Source organism: Paenibacillus sp. JL3B1040, assembly GCF_057063165.1.
Window position 1 is genome coordinate 3580997 of the sequence record NZ_CM169317.1, and the last position, 17794, is coordinate 3598790.

At 54.3% G+C, this 17794-nt stretch carries 17 protein-coding genes and 3 tRNA genes; 6 read left to right on the forward strand and 14 right to left on the reverse strand.

Going from position 1 to position 17794, the window contains the following annotated elements; genetic code table 11:
- Window positions 1–49 precede the first annotated feature (49 nt).
- Window positions 50–667, forward strand: coding sequence for a superoxide dismutase (locus ACZF99_RS16275; protein ID WP_068785018.1), 618 nt, complete (start codon window positions 50–52; stop codon window positions 665–667).
- A 121-nt stretch (window positions 668–788) separates the two neighbouring features.
- Here the strand turns inward: ACZF99_RS16275 and ACZF99_RS16280 are convergent, their stop codons facing one another.
- The gene (locus ACZF99_RS16280) at window positions 789–1814 is read right to left on the reverse strand and encodes a LacI family DNA-binding transcriptional regulator (protein WP_483606124.1); all 1026 of its coding nucleotides are present in this window, start codon (window positions 1812–1814) and stop codon (window positions 789–791) included.
- A gap of 118 nt (window positions 1815–1932) precedes the next feature.
- Between ACZF99_RS16280 and ACZF99_RS16285 the strand changes: the two genes are divergently transcribed.
- Entirely contained in the window at window positions 1933–2847 is a 915-nt protein-coding gene (locus tag ACZF99_RS16285; protein WP_483606125.1) for an ROK family protein, read from the forward strand.
- A 28-nt stretch (window positions 2848–2875) separates the two neighbouring features.
- Window positions 2876–3823 carry a mannose-6-phosphate isomerase, class I gene (gene manA, locus ACZF99_RS16290; RefSeq protein WP_483606126.1) on the forward strand — a complete coding sequence of 316 codons (948 nt, stop codon included), beginning with the start codon at window positions 2876–2878 and terminating at the stop codon, window positions 3821–3823.
- 79 nt (window positions 3824–3902) lie between these two features.
- Here manA and ACZF99_RS16295 read toward each other — a convergent pair whose 3' ends face one another.
- The 5 genes from ACZF99_RS16295 to ACZF99_RS16315 all read right to left on the reverse strand — a co-directional run bounded on the left by ACZF99_RS16295 (window position 3903) and on the right by ACZF99_RS16315 (window position 8253).
- On the reverse strand, window positions 3903–4421 hold the full coding sequence (locus ACZF99_RS16295; RefSeq protein WP_483606127.1) for a DinB family protein: 519 nt from the start codon (window positions 4419–4421) through the stop codon (window positions 3903–3905).
- Between the two features lie 5 nt (window positions 4422–4426).
- A complete protein-coding gene (locus ACZF99_RS16300) occupies window positions 4427–4654 on the reverse strand; it encodes a DUF3006 domain-containing protein (RefSeq protein ID WP_483606128.1) in 228 nt (75 codons plus the stop codon).
- 1 nt (window position 4655) lies between these two features.
- Window positions 4656–5561, reverse strand: a complete 906-nt coding sequence (locus ACZF99_RS16305) for a ComEC/Rec2 family competence protein (protein WP_483606129.1) — start codon at window positions 5559–5561, stop codon at window positions 4656–4658.
- A gap of 134 nt (window positions 5562–5695) precedes the next feature.
- Window positions 5696–7984 (reverse strand): Ig-like domain-containing protein, encoded by a 2289-nt coding sequence (locus ACZF99_RS16310; RefSeq protein WP_483606130.1) that lies wholly within the window; start codon window positions 7982–7984, stop codon window positions 5696–5698.
- 183 nt (window positions 7985–8167) lie between these two features.
- A tRNA-Leu gene (locus ACZF99_RS16315) sits at window positions 8168–8253 on the reverse strand.
- A 163-nt stretch (window positions 8254–8416) separates the two neighbouring features.
- Here ACZF99_RS16315 and ACZF99_RS16320 point away from each other — a divergent pair.
- The 3 genes from ACZF99_RS16320 to ACZF99_RS16330 all read left to right on the forward strand — a co-directional run bounded on the left by ACZF99_RS16320 (window position 8417) and on the right by ACZF99_RS16330 (window position 9822).
- The gene (locus ACZF99_RS16320; RefSeq protein WP_483606131.1) at window positions 8417–8620 is read left to right on the forward strand and encodes a hypothetical protein; all 204 of its coding nucleotides are present in this window, start codon (window positions 8417–8419) and stop codon (window positions 8618–8620) included.
- 521 nt (window positions 8621–9141) lie between these two features.
- Window positions 9142–9300, forward strand: coding sequence for an aspartyl-phosphate phosphatase Spo0E family protein (locus ACZF99_RS16325; RefSeq protein WP_483606132.1), 159 nt, complete (start codon window positions 9142–9144; stop codon window positions 9298–9300).
- Window positions 9301–9684: 384 nt separating this feature from the next.
- Window positions 9685–9822: a DUF6199 family natural product biosynthesis protein gene (locus ACZF99_RS16330; RefSeq protein WP_483606133.1), complete on the forward strand. Its 138-nt coding sequence runs from the start codon at window positions 9685–9687 to the stop codon at window positions 9820–9822.
- A 91-nt stretch (window positions 9823–9913) separates the two neighbouring features.
- Here the strand turns inward: ACZF99_RS16330 and ACZF99_RS16335 are convergent.
- From ACZF99_RS16335 to ACZF99_RS16370, 8 genes are all read right to left on the reverse strand, one after another.
- Window positions 9914–9987, reverse strand: a tRNA-Ile gene (locus tag ACZF99_RS16335).
- Window positions 9988–10000: 13 nt separating this feature from the next.
- Window positions 10001–10074: transfer RNA gene (locus ACZF99_RS16340), tRNA-Met, on the reverse strand.
- 60 nt (window positions 10075–10134) lie between these two features.
- Entirely contained in the window at window positions 10135–10314 is a 180-nt protein-coding gene (locus ACZF99_RS16345; protein ID WP_483612999.1) for a hypothetical protein, read from the reverse strand.
- 141 nt (window positions 10315–10455) lie between these two features.
- Window positions 10456–11937 carry an ABC transporter substrate-binding protein gene (locus ACZF99_RS16350; protein WP_483606134.1) on the reverse strand — a complete coding sequence of 494 codons (1482 nt, stop codon included), beginning with the start codon at window positions 11935–11937 and terminating at the stop codon, window positions 10456–10458.
- The gene (locus ACZF99_RS16355) at window positions 11934–12821 is read right to left on the reverse strand and encodes an ABC transporter ATP-binding protein (protein ID WP_483606135.1); all 888 of its coding nucleotides are present in this window, start codon (window positions 12819–12821) and stop codon (window positions 11934–11936) included. The genes ACZF99_RS16350 and ACZF99_RS16355 overlap by 4 nt, the downstream gene beginning before the upstream one ends.
- A 3-nt stretch (window positions 12822–12824) precedes the next feature.
- Window positions 12825–15725, reverse strand: a complete 2901-nt coding sequence (locus ACZF99_RS16360; protein WP_483606136.1) for an ABC transporter permease — start codon at window positions 15723–15725, stop codon at window positions 12825–12827.
- The gene (locus tag ACZF99_RS16365; RefSeq protein WP_483606137.1) at window positions 15725–16834 is read right to left on the reverse strand and encodes an efflux RND transporter periplasmic adaptor subunit; all 1110 of its coding nucleotides are present in this window, start codon (window positions 16832–16834) and stop codon (window positions 15725–15727) included. Before ACZF99_RS16365 ends, ACZF99_RS16360 begins: the two co-directional genes overlap by 1 nt.
- Window positions 16797–17642 (reverse strand): ABC transporter ATP-binding protein, encoded by an 846-nt coding sequence (locus ACZF99_RS16370; RefSeq protein WP_483606138.1) that lies wholly within the window; start codon window positions 17640–17642, stop codon window positions 16797–16799. Before ACZF99_RS16370 ends, ACZF99_RS16365 begins: the two co-directional genes overlap by 38 nt.
- Between the last annotated feature and the right edge of the window lie 152 nt (window positions 17643–17794).

A 17794-nucleotide genomic window follows, 5' to 3' on the forward strand; every position in this document is an offset into this window, starting at 1 on the left:
ATTTGTCGGAATGACTATTACATATCGGAGAAGAAAGGATTGATTAAGAATGGCACATCAATTACCTGCATTGCCTTACCCGAACAACGCGCTCGAGCCTCATATCGATGAAACAACGATGATGATTCACCATGATCGTCACCATAATACGTACGTTACGAACCTGAACGCAGCTCTGGAATCCGCTCCGGAACTTCAATCCAAATCCGTGGAAGAGCTGATCGCTGATCTCGACAGCGTCCCGGAAAGCATCCGCACTGCGGTTCGCAACAACGGCGGCGGCCACGCCAACCACTCTCTCTTCTGGGAAACGATTGGTCCGAACGGCGGCGGCCAACCTTCCGGCAAGCTGGCTGAAGCGATCAACAGCGAACTGGGCGGCTTCGACAAGTTCAAGGAAGACTTTAGCAAAGCGGCAACGACTCGTTTCGGCAGCGGCTGGGCTTTCCTTGCGGTAGACGCAAACGGCAAATTGTCCGTATACAGCCTGCCGAACCAAGACTCCCCGATCATGGAAGGCAAAACGCCGATCCTTGGCCTGGACGTGTGGGAGCACGCGTATTACCTGAAATACCAAAACAAACGTCCTGACTACATCGCCGCTTTCTTCAACGTGATCAACTGGTCCGAAGTGGAGAAACGTTACGAAGCAGCGCTGAACAAATAAGCAGGAATGTAGGCCAAGCGCCTGCACCAAATAACAAAGGGTGTCCCGAGGATCGGTTGGCCGGTTCCCTCAGGACACCCTTTGTTTCTTCCGCGTCAATGACATGACTGTTCTCGATTCGTTACGGCCTCTGGGCTACCGACCCGCGAACTACCAGCGTCGGCCGGACTTGCCAATGAATCGCTTCGCGGGTACGGCCAAGCTCCGACACCAGCAGATGAATCGCCGCATCGCACATGCGCTCCTTCTCCACCCGCATCGTCGTTATGTTCAACCCTTCCCCGTTCACGTAAGGCAAATCGTCAAACCCGGCGACGGAGACATCCTCCGGCATTCGCTTGTTTCTCGCCTTCAATAAGCCGGCGAGCAAATAAGCGATACGGTCGTTCCCGCAGAAGAACGCCGTCGGCCATTCGCCAAGCCTGTCCAAAAAGGTTGCCATCTCCGCAACGGTGTTATTATACCCCCGAGAGGTCGTCAGACAATCCGCTTCCCGAATGACCAGCCCCCGCTCCTTCATCGCTTTCTCGTACCCGAACCACCGCTCCTCATGACTGGTCGACAGGTTCGTCGGCCCGATAAACCCGATCCGCCGGTGGCCGGCTTCAATCAAATACGAAACGGCGGCGTAAGCCCCCTCCAGATTGGCCGAGGTGACGGCCGGACAAGGCAGGTCGCGGTAATAGGAGTCCATCAGCACGAGCGGGGTATCCAGCCCCCAAATGCGCTCGGCATACCCCCGGTCGGCGATGCCGAACAGAATGACCCCCCGGTACGGAATGTCGGCAAATGTTCCGGGCAGCGAGCGAGCCGTTTCCGTCTCCCGGTCGAGCGGGGTAATGACGGCGTTAAAGCCTTTTTTGCGCGCGCTCCGCTCCAGTCCCCAAATCATGTCGTGAAAAAACTGAAAATGATCATTATCCTGGTAACTCATGATCCGCTCGGGGACGAGCACCAGAATGTTGGCCTTTCCGCTCTCTTGGGGCGCATAAGGACCGTAGCCCATCTCCCGGGCGGTTTGCTGCACAAGACGGCGCATCTCTTCGCTGACGCCTTTTTTGTTCATCAGCGCAAGCGACACCGCATTTTTGGAAATCTGCAGCCGATCGGCGATATCCTGCATGGATATTTTCTTTTTACGGCCCATTCTTTTCATTCCTTTCGAAACGTGCTACACTTAGCCTACATGCTACTTTACAAATATCCAATTTGTCAAGTTTGTCAAGTTAATGGCGGAATTTTCACTTCCACAGGAGGAATGAACGTTGAATTACGCAATAGGCATCGACATCGGCGGCACCAAGACCGCCATTGGCCTCGTTGGCGCGGACGGAGAAGTACGGGCCAAAACCTCTTTGCCGACCGACCAGACGGTGGCGCCGGAAGCGATGGTCGACCGGATGGCCACCGCGATTCGGGATATCCTCAGCGCACAAGGGGTGGCGGAAAAAGAGCTCTTGGGCATCGGCGTCGGAGCTCCGGGGCCGTTAAATACAAAGGAAGGAAAAATTGCCGAGCCGCCGAATTTGCGAAGCTGGTGGAACTTCCCCGTCGTCGCCTCGCTGGCGCGGCATTTCAGCCTGCCGATTCGGCTCGAGAACGACGCTACCGCTGCCGCATTGGCCGAGAAGTGGCTTGGAGCCGCGAAGAAAGACGATCACTTCGTGTTCGTCACAATCAGCACGGGCATCGGCGCGGGGATTTATTCCCACGGCAAGCTGATCACCGGAGCTTCCGGCAATGCCGGCGACGTTGGGCATTTCGTTGTTGACCCTTCTGCCGGCACCTGCGTGTGCGGGCAGAAGGGCTGCTGGGAATACGTGGCCTCCGGCACGGCGGTCGCGAGACAAGCCTCGGCTTTGCTTGGCCGGGAAGTTTCCTCGAAGGAAGCTTTTGATCTGGCGGCAGCCGGGCATACTCCCATTCAGGAGCTTGTGGCCAAGGTGTATGAATACATCGGCGTTGGTTGCGTGACCTTGATCAACACATTTGATCCGGAGAAGCTGGTCCTTGGCGGCGGCGTCTCCCAGGTTGGCGCTCCGATGTTCGATGCCGTTCGGGACTACGTGTCCAAGTACGCCCTGAACCCTTCCGGCCGGCAAACGCCGATCGTTCCCGCCGCGCTTCATCAGGACGCCGGCTTGATCGGCGCCGCCGCTTTAGTCCATATTCCATACTGATCTAAAGAGATAAAGGAGTCCGATAACCATGAACGAACCGATTTTTTTGCAGCCGATTTTCCAAGAGCGCATTTGGGGCGGAACGAAGCTGAAAGACTTGTTCGGCTACGACATTCCGAATGACCATACCGGCGAATGCTGGGCCGTGTCCGCGCATCCCAACGGGCAAAGCGTTGTCAAGAACGGACCGTACCAAGGCATGAAGCTGGGGGAATTATGGACCTCGCATCCGGAGCTGTTCCGCTCCTCGTCCAAGGTATTCCCGCTGCTGACGAAACTTCTCGACGCCTCCGACGATCTGTCGGTGCAGGTGCACCCGGATGACGCCTATGCCGGTCAACACGAAAACGGCGAGCTCGGCAAGACCGAATGCTGGTACATCGTTGATGCCGAACCGGGCGCCATGATCATTTACGGCCATGAGGCAACAACGAAAGAGGAACTCGTCACGATGATCGAAAACGGCGACTGGGACCGCTTCCTGACCAAAGTGCCGGTTAAGCCGGGCGATTTCTTCTACGTCCCCAGCGGCACGCTGCACGCGCTCGGCAAAGGCATCGTGGTGCTTGAAACGCAGCAAAGCTCGGATACGACCTACCGCGTGTACGATTATGACCGCCGCGACAAGGACGGCAACACCCGCGAGCTGCATCTGGAGAAGGCGATCGACGTCACCACCGTACCGCAAGCCTATGTACCGGTTACCTACGAAACTACGCGCAAAGGCGACCTGACGGTCACTTCCTTCGTCTCCAATTCCTTCTTTACGGTGGAAAAATGGAACGTTTCCGGCGCCGACACCGAGGTTGCCGCGAACGAGAAATATACGATCTTCAGCGTACTCGCAGGCAACGGTACGCTGACGGCAGACGGCCAAAGCTACGGCCTGGCCAAGGGCGATCATTTGATTCTGCCGGCGGGCTTTGGTCCTTACCGATTAAGCGGGGAACTTGAAATGATCCTGTCCCACGAATAATCCGAACCCAAACAAACGGACGGAAGCAGTCATCCTCAGGAATGGCTGTTCCGTCCGTTTGTTCGTTGCGTCCGCCCGCTTAAGCCCGGGCATACCGTTCTCGCAAAATTCGCGCATGGTGTTGCGCATGCCCCGCGATAATATAGGCGAAGGCGCGGGCGGAGGCCGGTTCTCCGGCGGCGGTACCCATCCGGGCCCAGGCGGCGGCGTCCAGCTGGCGAGCCAACACCAGCGTCGCTTCCCGCACGATCTCGATGCCGCGCAGCAACTCCTCTAGCGACAACCGGTCAAATCCGGCTTGGCGGACGAACAATTCCTCTTCGAACCCCGGAAGCGGCGTCGTATCCCCTCGAGCGATTCGCAGCAGACGGTAACTCATGACCCGCTCCGTATCAGCTATATGGCCCAGCACTTCCTTGACGCTCCATTTTCCTTCGGCGTACCGATAGTTTGCCTGTTCCTCGCTAATTCCGGTCCATTCCTGCCGCAGAAGCTTGGGCTGCGACTCCAGAAAGGCAAGCAAATCACCATCCGGCACCTCGTTAATATATGGCGCAAAATGCTCCGCGTATTCCCCTGGCTGCGGTCGTGTCAACATCTCCATCATTCCTCCTCATCTTCCCACACTTCTTCCATCAACGCGCGGATTTGGCGGGTTCTTCGTTTGGTTTTCCGCAGATTGGGGACCCATTTTCCGCCGTCCCATTCCACGACGTCGCCCGGTTTGACCGAAGGATCAACCTGAGAACGCGGGACGTTCCGGGTGATCCCGTCCGACTCCAGGATGCACACATCACCTTCAAAGCCTTCCACGATATGAATCATCCCCATCTTACCTTTCCGTCGTAATTTGGTACCGCTCGCCATCGCTTACAATCTCCACCGTCCCCTGCAGATCGTTGCGATACACTTCCACCTGTTGTTTGGCCAGTCGGTTCAGAACCGTCTTCGTCGGATGCCCATAGGAATTGTCGCCGACTTGAATCACTGCGTATTTCGGCTTAACCGCATTCAGGAAACGTGCCGTGGTTGACGACTTCGAGCCGTGATGCCCGACCAACAGGACATCCGCCTTCAGGTTCGCTCCCGATTCGAGCATGGCCCGTTCGCTTTCGGCCTCCGCATCTCCGGTCAGCAGAAAGGAGGTTCGGCCATAAGTCACTTTGACGACGGCGCTCATGTTGTTATTGTCACCGGTTGCCATCGCCGGGGCCAGCATTTTCACCTGAACCCGCTCGTCCCAGGCCAGCTCCAGTCCAGCCTTGGCGGACTTCACCTTCAACCCTTTGCTGTGAATGGAATTCAACAGCGATTCGAACGTCTTCGTATTGGACTGGACTTTCGGCATATACATCTCGCCAACGTCCAATCGGTCGATCACCCGGTCCAATCCGCCGATATGATCCGCATCCGGATGCGTCCCGATCACGAGGTCCAGGCGGCTTACCCCATACGCCTGCAAATAGTGCAGCATTAATTCTTCCTTGTCATTGTTGCCGGCATCGATCAGCATCGTGTGCCCGGAGGGGCTGATCAGGAGCTGCGAAGCGCCTTGCCCGACATCCAGGAAAATAACGCGGAGCCGACCATCCCCCTCCGCTCCGGAAAGGATCGAGGCGTTCTCGGTCGGTCGCCCCCCGGCCGCTTCCCATCCTTCCGGCACGCAGCCCGAAATCAGGATGCATAACCAAACCAAGAATATGCCAACAACCGTCCATCTTGTCTTCTGTCCATTCATAGATGATATAATCCTCTTCCCAGAACATTTGTTCTAATTATAGGGTATACCCTAGCCGAAAATCAACCAAAACTTGGCTAAAGCCTAAAAAAAAGCCTGCCCTCCTTTGGAAGGCAGACCCGAGTTCCTTTCATTTATTTGACATGAACGTTGACCGAGACCGTTTTGCCGCCAAATTTCGCTTTAACCGAAGCGGAACCCTTGGCCACCGCTTCTATCTTGCCGGCCGAAACCTTGGCTACGCTAGTTTTCGAGCTGGTCCAGGTCGCGCTGCCGGTTACCGTAACTACCTTGCCCGTATCGTAAGTTGCCGTAAGCACCAGCGTCTTGGCCGAACCCGGGGCCAACTGCAGTCTTTTCTCGCTCACTTCAAGTTTCATCAGCTTCGGCACCACATTCACTTTTACGGTTACGGTTTGCCCCTGATACGAGCCGGTCAGCGTAACCGATCCTTCGGCTACCGCTTTGACCGTAGAGGACGATACCGTCGCTACGTCCGTATTCGAGGAGACCCAGCCCATTTTGGACGATAACGTTACCTTCGAGCCGTCCGTGTAGTACCCGGTCACTTTAATCGATTTGGATTTTTTGATATTCAATTCGATCGAAGTCGGCTCAACAACGATTTTCGAGATTTTCTTCTCGATCGTGACGGAAATGCTTACCGTCTTTCCCTCGAAGGTTCCTTTCAACGTTGCCGATCCTTTGTTCAACCCTTTGATTTTCTTGCCGTATGCCGTCGTTTTCAGTACCGCGTTCGTCCCCGTTAAAGTCCATTCCACGCCCGTAAGGCCGGAGACCTCCTCCCCGTTTTCATACACGGCAGTTACATTCGGCAGCGCCGTTTCCTCGCCCATCACGATGCTCATCGAAGTTTCCGGAACCAGGAGAGTCAACACCTTCTCTTTTACGTTCACTTTAACGGTAAAGTTGCTGTCCAGCACTCCGCGGATCGGGAAATTCCCATTGGGGGTCAAGCCTGCGCTGATCTCGGGAAGTTTGCCCGTGATCGTCAATGTCGTCGAAAGCGCGGTATTATCATTATCCTTCGTGACGATTTTACCGTCCTCGATCTTTGCAATGTCTTCCTTATCCAAGGTCCAGACGATTTCATTGCTAAAATCGAGCTTCTCGCCGTCCAGCTTCGTCGCCGTGACTTTCGGCAAGCTGACCGACTCCCCTTTGTAAACGTCCAACTCGGCTTTTTCCGCTTCCAGCTTGATAATGGTCGGGTGAACCGTCAGCTTGAAGCTCTTGCTTACGCCCTGATAGCTCGCTTTAATGGTCGTGGTTCCGGCCGCTTTGGTCGAAATGACGCCATTTGCATCCACGGTTGCGATTAATTTGTTGGAGGAAGACCAGTTAGCTTGGCTGGTGACATCCTTGGTTTCATTGGCGCTGCTTCTCACACCGGCATGCATGCTCAGCGTTTCGCCGATGAACACCGTTTGATCGCCGGACGGCGTCAGCAGAATAGCCTCGTACGGCGCGCGCACGTAGATGTCTACGCTCACTTGAGCACCGTGATAGGTGGCGGTAATCGTCGTTTTGCCCGTCGACAAAATCTTAACGACCCCCTCTTCCACGGTAGCGACACCGTTATCCGAAGAAGCCCAGGTCGCTTTGTCCGAAACGTCATTTGTGTTATTCAAATCGCTGGCCAACACCGTCTTAACCCGAAGCTTCACTTCTTTGTCGGCCGTGATTTGCTCCAGATCTTCCTCCTCGCCGATGACGACGTCGGATGAGCCCTCGACCCGGTACATTTTCAAACCAGAATACGGGGAAGTGACCTTGGCTTTGAACGAAGCGGTCAGACCGGCATATTTGGCCGTAATCGTGGCTTCCCCGGCGCTGACCAAAGTGATTTTACCCTTCTCGATCGTTAGTACGCCGGTATTGGAGGAAGACCACTCCGCGTCGGCCGTAACGTCCTTCGGTTCAATCGCCCCATTGTCCACCTTTGCCTTGGCCGTGACGGTCAGATCCGATTCGGAGCTGTCCAGGCTATATTTTCCGTCCAACTTGTAATCCAAGGTTAATGCGGAGTAGGTATCCGTAACTTTAATGGTGATAATCGAAACGGACCCGACTTCCGTGGTTGGGTTGTTATATTCCGCCGTTACGGTAGCCGTACCGCTTTTCAGGGCTGTTACCAAACCACCGCTGACCTTAACTACGCTAACGTCAGAGGTTGTCCAATTTACAGTAGTGGTCACATCTTTTGTGCCACCCCCTTCTAGTAAAGCATTAACTTTCAACTGCTTCGTCTTGCCCACGCCGAGCTCAATGGTCGTATTCGCTCCCTCGATATTAATCTCCTTGATGTCCCCAGTCGCCGCAAACACGCCTGTCGGAACCATCACCGAAAGGAGCAGCGTCATAATGAGCAGCCAATACGTCATTTTCCTGTTAGCAATCATTGATTTCTCTCCTTTATCCTTATTGCTAAATCATGCTAAATTACCGGAACCTTTTTCCAGCCCTCTGCGTTTTATATCGACATTTGGTAGTCGTTTCGTAATGTTTTGAATCGAAAATAATCCTTTTTTCCTATATAAAAAGAGAGCCTATTCGCCTACCGAATACGCTCTCTCCTTTAAAGATGCCGAGGACCGGGCTCGAACCGGTACGGTTGTCACCAACCGCAGGATTTTAAGTCCTGTGCGTCTGCCTATTCCGCCACCCCGGCATAACTTGAAAAAATCCCGTATCTAAGATTATATACAGAAACGACATTAAATTCAACCAAATATTCGAGCCCGTCTCGTCCGATAAACTATTCGATCGTAATTTGTGGTAAGTTGTTTGTAGCGTTGATCGTTCTAATTTCTGAAAAGGTGAGGTTTGGTTTCATGCATGAATTAAAAATGGCGGTTACGCTCGGTCACCAAGTAGTCGTGCAACTGCACGACGGACAAATGATGACCGGACTGCCCAAGTGGGGTTCCGCGCCCGACAAGGTACAGCTGCGCACGGCGGAAGGAGCCGTGTGGGTCCGGCTTGACGAAATCCATCACGTAACGCGGATCATCCCGTTTGGAAAGTCTCCGGATTAGCTTGCAACCTTTTTATTAGCCCTCCTCTAGGTGTTGTTACAACACAAATAACAAGACGAGGTAAGCCCCCATGTTCAAACGTAATCCAGCCTGTTGTCCGCCGCAGCCATGTTGGGTCTGTCGCTAGCTGGAGAAGGCCTCGCACCCGTAGGCACCTTTTATGACGTGGCCATCGGCAGCTCCGATATTCGTGCAGAGGCCCCCCTAATAATGCGGTTGAATCCTTAACCGCCCCCCTGCCCCGTCTCAGGGCGGCAAGTAATCGCGTTTCTATCAACGGTGAAGGACCGCCCGGCGGTCCTTTTTACTTCCGTAAAACCTTCAATTTAAACAAAATTCACCGGATCGACAGTTTTTTGCATTTTATCTCAGGATTTAGGGAGGATTTACAAAAACGGACATAGAAAGTATAGTTACCACTTTAGCCTGGTGCGGACAGATATAAAGTGGGATCCGCAGGACGGTCGCCAGTGCACAGCGGACGTATGACATAGATACTTCAATTCTGGGAGTTGTTCGCCTTGGATCTGATCTTCAAAATTGAAGAGCTCCGGATGGAATTAAACCGACTCGCCGGAAGCAAACGTCTGGCCGATCGAGAATTGGTCAAGATAAGTCAACGACTGGACGAATTGCTCAACGAATATCATCGTTTGGTGATCCAAAAGCAATTCAAATGATTCAGGGAGCCGCGAAAGCGGCTCCTTTTTCTATACATTCCAACCCTAGAACCTGCCATCTTCCAAAAGAGGGAACGTTTGTCGTTCTGGAAAGCTTCTCCAAGAATCGCAACTGTGGAGAACGTTAAACGTATATCTATCATAGATAAGAATTCGTACAGGAGGGCACCCCTACCTATGAAGATCAACAACTCCCGTTTAACCAAATGGGCGGATTGGCTTACCTGGATTTCAGACATCATAGCGTATCTGCCCCGGCTTATTTTAAAATGGGTTCAAAATGGTTAAGGAGGGCTTAGTATCCGATTTCTCCTTGTCATCGTCTCATTTGTCTTTATCGGCTTAGGGATCCTCGTCCGCAGAAAACCCGATGTATTCTGGCGAATGAATGAGTCTTGGAAGGTCCTGGGGGATGCCGAACCCAGCGAGGCCTACCTGGAATCCATGAGATTCAGAGGTTTCATTAGCCTTATCATCGGCGGGTATTTTCTAGTTTGGGCCATACTGGTGATCGTGCTGTAACCGGAGTTTTGTACGCAGTGTTGGCCACTCACGCCCCTATAACTCCAAAACATAGCAAAACCCCCTTGATAATCAAGGGGGTTCGCGCATATGGGCCCTACAGGACTCGAACCTGTGACCAATCGGTTATGAGCCGACCGCTCTAACCAACTGAGCTAAGGGCCCGGAGAAACTTGGATTGCGGGGGCAGGATTTGAACCTGCGGCCTTCGGGTTATGAGCCCGACGAGCTACCGGGCTGCTCCACCCCGCGTCAATAAATAGCGACAATTAATAATATACACGATTCCCATGGGAGGCGTCAAGCGGTACATCATGGAATAAAACGCACACCGTATTTGCCCTTGCGGGAGCGGAAGATTTCGATTTGCCGCATGTCGTCGAAACCGTAGATCCAGCCGTCTTGCTCCAAGCGCCGAGCCAGGCACCCGGCTTGGAATTTCGTTCTGTACAATTTATTAAAATAGACCCAACGCATAACTTTTCCGTCCATCCTTTCGTAGATTCGCAATTGTCCTTGCCTTGCCTATAGAATGCCCAATCTTAACAAAAAAAGCCGCCGGATCTCGTCCGGCGGCCTCATGTTGACCTGGTAATTTTTGTACTTTCCGGGAAAAACGGCTTAACCTTTACCTTACGCTGCGCCCCCTTCATTCGGAACGAATGGCGTGCCATCCTCTTGAAATTGGGTTTTCGGATTGTTTTTAATCTCCTGCAGCATCTTGTTGCCCTTCTCTTCCCACTCTTTGAGCGCTTCCGCCGGCGTCTTCTTGTTATCCAGCACTTCCTGGAAGAATCTGCGTCCATTGTCGGTCACGCTGTAAAGACCCGGTTTCTCGCTCATCAGCTTATCCTGCTTCGGATCGGTTGGCGGCGTCGGCTTCAGCATATAAAACGCTTGAATGTTGTAATCCAAACCCATTTTCGGTTTGATGTACGTTTTGCGGGCCAGCATTTCATACGAGTTGCTGCGGGATTTCAGCTTTGCCCAATCCTCGCCATTAATGAACTTGATGAAGTCCCAAGCCGTTTCGGCGTTTGGAGCGGCGCTGTTGATGGCAAACGTATTGCTGAGCCAGATGTTGCCCCCGACGCCCGGTTTTTCGGGATGAACCGGAACGGTAACAATATCCCAATCCACGGGCTTGAAATTTTTGATTTTCGAAGCGTTGTTGTTGGCGTCGGCGATTTCATTCACGTAGTAGTTTTCACCGATCGTCATTGCCACTCTTCCGGACAGGAACAAGTCGCTGGTTACGGCGTTCCATTCCATACCGTCCATCATACCACTGTTACTGTCCGGAATGATTTTATCTTTGGCCAGCTTGCTGATCGTTTCCCAAACCTTGGTCCATTGCGGCGTGTTAACGGTCATCGTCTCCGCTTTGTCATCGAAGGTTTTGAGTTGCAGCGCGTTTACATAGTTGTTCTGCATATCCCAGAACGGATCGCTGCCTTGGTAACGGCTAAACGAAAATCCATAAGTCCGGTCCTTGCCTTCGCCTTTGGCCAAGCGGCGAGCCAGATTGAAGATATCGTCCCAAGTCATATTATCGGTCGGGGGTTCCACGCCGGCATCCGCAAAGATCTTTTTGTTATAAAACAAGGCGGAAGAAGAGAACGAAGGCGTTAACCCATACAGGCTGCCTTCCCCAAGATCCTTGATTCCGTCAAGCACCGCCGGCACGAAATCCGACGTATCGAATTTATCCTCTTGCATCATCGGATCAAGTTGTTTAACCATATTCTCCTTGATCAGCTGATTCAGCACCGTCGTATCGGTCACCACGACGTCCACCGGATTGCTGCCGGTCATAATTTTTTTCATGCTTTCCAGGTAATCCGGCTGTACGTAAGGCTGCGAGCCATCCTGATATCGGTATTGGCTTTGGTCGATGGCCGGTACGACTTCGATGCGAACGTTCTGGTGCGTGAATTCGTACACGTCGGTGTACTGTTGACGGAAATAAGAATCGTCATATCCCCCGTACAACACGCCGATGCGCAGCACCTTCTCCTGCTCGGCGCTCGGCGCCTTGCTGCCGTTGCAGCCGGCCAGCAACCCCAAGGCCAGCGTAGCCGCGAGCGATACGGATAATAATTTTTTGAACCTCATGATGGATCCCCCTCCAATGATTTAGGTGCCGTAATAATGATCTTCTCCCCGTCAAACTCCATGCTCGCCCGGCCGTTAATTCCGACGGATTCCAAATATTCTTTCGGCACCTGCAGCCGCCCGACGCGGTCGACGACGACGAAGGCTTCGTGAACCTCCTGCAATCCGCCGGCTCCCAGTTCCGCCGCAGCCGCATCCAGATTCGGATTACGTTTCAGGAATTCGGTGCTCGTCAATCCGTCGCGGATGGCGACCACACGGTCCACCTTCCCGGCGAGCGTTAAATCGTGCGTAACGATGACGACCGTGATCCCGAGTTCCCGGTTGACCTCGCGAAAGATCTGCATGATCTGATCGGAGGTGGCCGTATCCACCGAGCCTGTCGGCTCGTCGGCCAGCAGGAGCTTCGGGCGGTTGGACAGCGAGATCGCGATCGCCACCCGCTGCTGCTCCCCGCCGGAGAGCTGATGCAGCTTGTTATGCATCCGATCCTTCAAACCGACCCGCTCCAGCAGTTCCTTGGCATAAGCCCGATCCAGCTTGCCGGTGAGCAGCATCGGCATTTCTACATTCTCCAGCGCGGTCAAATAAGGAAGCAGGTTGCGGGCGTTATTTTGCCAGACGAAACCGACGGTATTGCGTTTATATTCCACCAGTTGTTCATCGCGGATCTTGAGCAAATCCCAGCCTCCGACGTTAACCTGGCCGGCCGACGGGCGATCCAGCCCGCCGAGGATGTTTAGCAGCGTCGACTTGCCGCTGCCGCTGTTGCCGATGATCGCCATCATCTCGCCTTGTTCAACGGTCAAATTCAAGCCTTGGAGCGCAACGACTTCGATATCTTCGGATTTAAAAATTTTGACAAGTCCTTCGCAATGAATCATCCCTTAGCGCTCCTCTCCCATTTTTACCGCCTGATGCACGCGCAAGCGCCGGATTTGCCAGAAGAGCAGGCCGGCTCCCATCAACAGCATCACTAACACGACGACATACAACTGAAGCGTATCCTGCGAATCGAACACGATCCTAAACGGCGGCACTTGCGTCGTCACGTTGTCGGCCGTTTGCAGGAACGGCAAGTACAACTTGCCGGCGATCTTCCCGATGACGATCCCAAGCACGATCGACAAGCCGGCCGTTAAGATTTGTTCGGCCAACAGCATAAACGTCAGTTGCTTACGGGATAAGCCCATCGCTCGCAGGATTCCGAACTGGACAACCCTGCCCGATAAATTGAAGAACCAGTAAAGCACGTACCCGATCAGCGAGACGATGACCGAAACGAGGAAGCCGAGGCTTAAAATCCCGAACACGCCGCCCCGGGTCGGGTGCTTGCTCTGCACCGCCAGTTCGCTGCGCACATCGTCGACCGAATAAAGCTCGACCCCTTCATCCGCCAGCTTGGTGATCAGCGGCGCTACCTTGGCTCCCGGCTTCATTTTCAGCCACACCTCATAAGGAATGAGCGGAACCTGGTCGTAGATATAATCCAAATTGGCGATGATAAACGGCGTTTGGTCCGGATACTGGCTAGGCCAATACGGCAAAATGCCGTAAACGGCGAATTCCACCGTTTGTTCGCCCAAAGCCACCGTAAACACGTCCCCCGGCTTCAGCTTATATTTCTCGGCCATATTGGACGGCACCAAAGCCGCGCTTTCGTTCATCCCCAGGAAATTCAAATAGTTGTGCGGATGTGTCGGAAAAAGATCGTTACGGAACCAGGCGACTTTAGCGAAATCGATGTTGTCGATCCCCATCACGTTGCCTTGGCCCGCCGAACGGCCGGAGACGATAATGTTGCCCTTCGTCTGCAGCACGCGCGCCGCATGTTCGACCCCATCCAGCTTCCGGAAGACTTCAAACGGGGGTTCGGAGTAAATGACCTTGGACGGGGTCGGGTTTTGCCCTCCGCCTCCCGGTCCTCCTCCAGGTCCCCCGCCCCGGTTCCCTCCGCCGCCCGGAGCTCCCGAGCCGCCGCCTTGACCTTGGCCGGATCCTCCTTGAGGAGGACGGGTCATCTCCGGCGTACCTTCCCATACCGTCCGCATGATCACATCCGCTCCGTACTTGTACAACGTTCGCTCCGTCGAGTTCAAGTCGATCGTCCGTGCCGCAGAGGCGTTGTATACCCCGAGACCCAGCGTCAATACGAGCAGGATCATGAGCGGATAGTAGGAAGAAGACGATCTGGACAGCTGCGTCAAGCTTAGATAATAGGGAACCGGAAGCCACTTCTTGCCGATCCAGCCGATCAGCTTCAGCAGCCACGGGAACACCCGCAGGAAGAATAACCCGATCGAGAAGATCGCCAGCGCCGGTACAAAGAACAGAAACGGCTGAACCTGCAGCTCATCCGTGGTCATCCCCGTCTGAAACGTCAGCATCTGGCGCTCATTAAACAGGTAGTAGCCGTACCCCGAGATCCCCATCAGAATGATATCGAGGAACCATCGTTGCCAGAACGGCGCCCGATCGGAGCGCGCTTGCTTCTGTTTCGTCTTAACGATCGAGGACCGGGCGAACGAGATCGCCGGCAGCAGAGTCGCCAAGATGGCGATGATGACCGCCGCTGTCCCCAACGCCAAGGCGTCGAAATTGAATCCCACCGGGATGGACTTCCGGTTCACGAAGGTCAGGAATCCGTCCGCCGATCCGATGCTCTTCGACATAAACCAGCCGAGCAAGGGACCCGCGACCAACGCGACCGAACCAAGAATCAAGCTTTCAAATAAATAAATCAGGATAATCTGCTTCGTGGAAGCCCCGCGGCTCCGCAGCACGGCGATGTCGCTCTGCTGCTTGTCGAGCGCCTGGCGGGCGTTCATGACGATATAATAGAACACCATGGCGATCATCGGTGCCGCCAGGGTAAACAGCAGCGTTTGCATCTGCAAGCTTTGCTTGCGGAAGTCATTCAGCAGGCTGCCGAAGGAAACGTCCACCTTCGTGTCCTTCAGTTTCTGATACAATTCCACGTTCAGCCGATCCAGCGTATCCGACAGCGGCGACAGCTGGCTCGTTTTGATCTCGCCGAGATCAAAGGCGTAATACCAACTGGAATTATGCAGCGGAATCGATAGTCGATTCATCAGGTCTTCGTTAAAGACTTGATCCGGGACGTAGAAGTTGTTCATCATCCCTTCAAAGCCTTGATACCAATACGGATCATTTTCGTTGGCCGGCTGGAAGGTGCCGACGATCTTGACTTTCAGCGTCACGTCGACGCCGCTGTACACCGGATACTCCATCACGTCGCCAACGTGCAGATCCTGGCGATACATCGCTTCCTCCAGCATCAGCGCCTCAAGCGCATCGCCGTCGGCCTGATCCGAATACAGCTGGCCGCCGGTGATGGAAATATGATCCTGCAAGCCGCTCAGCGACACGATCGACATGGTCCGGGTACGGCTTGCATCGACTTTGGTCGGATCTTCCGGAAATACCTCCGTGCTGCGGATCGCCCGCGAATTGACGTAGGCGTCATACGGGAAGCCGATCTCCTTAGGCACTTCGGCGGTGATATATTGATCCACGGCCGCAAGAGCGCCGGGATCCGTCTTCGCGCCGCCCGGAGCCTGGTAGCTCATGATCAGCGAACCCGCCGGGAGCCCTTCGCTTTCGGCTTTCAGCGTGGTCGCGACAACCCGTTTCAACGACCCGTCGGAATACATCGGGATGCTGACTGTAAACGAGACGGCGACGATCAGGCCCAGCAAAGTACTCAACGTTAACCATTTCGTGTTCCACATTTTGCGGAACAGCAAGCGAAATAAAGGTACTCCCATTAACGACCCACTACTTTCTGTCCCGGCGTGAGTCCTTTAACGATTTCCACGTCGGTCGAGGTTTGCAAGCCTACCTCGACATCGGCTTCGCGTTTTGAGCCGTCCTCCTCTACAACCTGGACGTAAGTGCGCGAGCCGATGGTCCGCAATGCAGAAATCGGAATCAATACGGCGTTTTCCTTGCGCTGGGTCACAATCGAAACGCTAAGCGGACGGCCCCGTTCAATTCCCTCAGGCCATTTATCCAGTTGAACGATCAAGTACTTATCGATCGAGTCTTTCTCCGGAGGGGTGCCGCCGCTTCCTCCGCCGTTACCGTTGCCGTTGTCGGATGACCCGGTATTGACCGGCATCACCTTCACTTTACCGTCAAACACGCCGGCCGCGTTGATGTCGACCTTGGCCTTCATGCCGACCGCTACCTTCGCCAAATCCTCCTTGGCAAACTGAGCCGCCACGACCAGCGAAGACGTATCGGACAGCACCGCTACCGTGTCATAAGCTTTGATTGTGGCGCCTTTCTGGGCTGAGACGGAGACCACCGTGCCGGAGAACGGCGCACGCAAGGTTCCGTCGGCAATCGTCTTCTCCAAATCCTCCAGCGCTTGGCGCTGTTCCTCGAAGACGATGGAGGCTTCCTCGAATTCAATCGGGTCCCTCTCGTCCTTCGTACGCAGCAGTTCCTTCATGTTGATTTCCTGCTTGCGGAACTCCAGCTTCTTCTTGCGCAAGTCCTTCTGCAGGTCCTCTACGTCCAGCTGAATAAGCGGGTCCCCCTGCTTGACCTTGTCTCCCGCCTTGACCATCACTTCCTTGACGTGGAGATTATCCTCCGTGAAAAACAGCGGCTCTTCCCGCTGGCTCATGATCTTCCCGACCGCACTGACGCTAAGCTCGATCGTCTCGGTACGCACCTCATACTCCGGCTTCTTCGAGATCGTCGGCGGTGTAATCACCGGCAGGTCCTCCTCCGACTCTTCGTTCGGCAGCAGTGAACAGCCCGTGGATGCCGCCAGAGCCAGACATACGGACAATATGCCAAGCGTTCGAACCAGCCTTGCCTTCCCCCTTTTATCCGATAAATTTGCCATCCACCATTTCGTAAACATGGTCCGCTACCTCCAGGATTGTAGGATCGTGTGTAGTCATACAGATCGTCACGCGTTCGGTCTGTATGATGTTCTTGAATACTGCCATGACTTGTGCTCCCATTTGCGAATCGAGATTCGCCGTCGGCTCATCCGCGAGCAGCAGCTTGGGACGGTGGGCGATCGCCTTGGCGATGGCCACCCGCTGCTGTTCCCCACCGGACAGCTCGAACGGTCGGTGGAACATCCGTTTCCCCAGCCCGACGAGCTCCAGACAGTGGGTAACGCGCCGCTTCCACTCCTGGGGCGGAACGCCCGCCATGCGCAGCGACAGCTCGACGTTCTCCCAGGCTGACAGCAACGGAAGCAAGGCGTACGCTTGGAAAATAAAGCCAATCTGGTCCCGGCGCAAGAGCGTCCGCTTGTCGTCGTTCAGTTCATGCAGCGCCTGACCGCGGAACCATATTTCGCCCGACGTCGGCTGGTCCAATCCGCCGAGCATATTGAGCAGCGTCGTCTTGCCCGAGCCGGAGCGTCCCTTGAGCATCACCAGCTGGCCGGAAAGCACTTCCATGTCGATCCCTTTCAAAACCTGGATTTCTCCTCCGCCTACCGGAAAAGAACGGCGAACGGCTTTCACCGACAGGACCGGTCCGGTCTCCTTCTCCGGTTCCTCCTCTTGCGTACGGGCTGCAATGACCTCAACGGCTGGATCTTCTGAAACCTTCTTCTCTGCAGCGGCAGCGGCTTCCGCTTCCGCTTCCGGGACCGGAGCGTCCGCTTTGGACTGAACTTCGACCTTTTCTGTTTTGCGAAGCCATCGCATCATCGTGTATCGTTCTCCCATTTCCCTAATTTGTGATTCTGCCTCTTCTTCGTCTTGTTGGCCTTGTCTAGCAAATCATATACGTCTTGCATTATAAACGAAATACTATGGCAAAAAGTTACAACGGAATTAACGAATTCGTTCTTTTCTTTCCA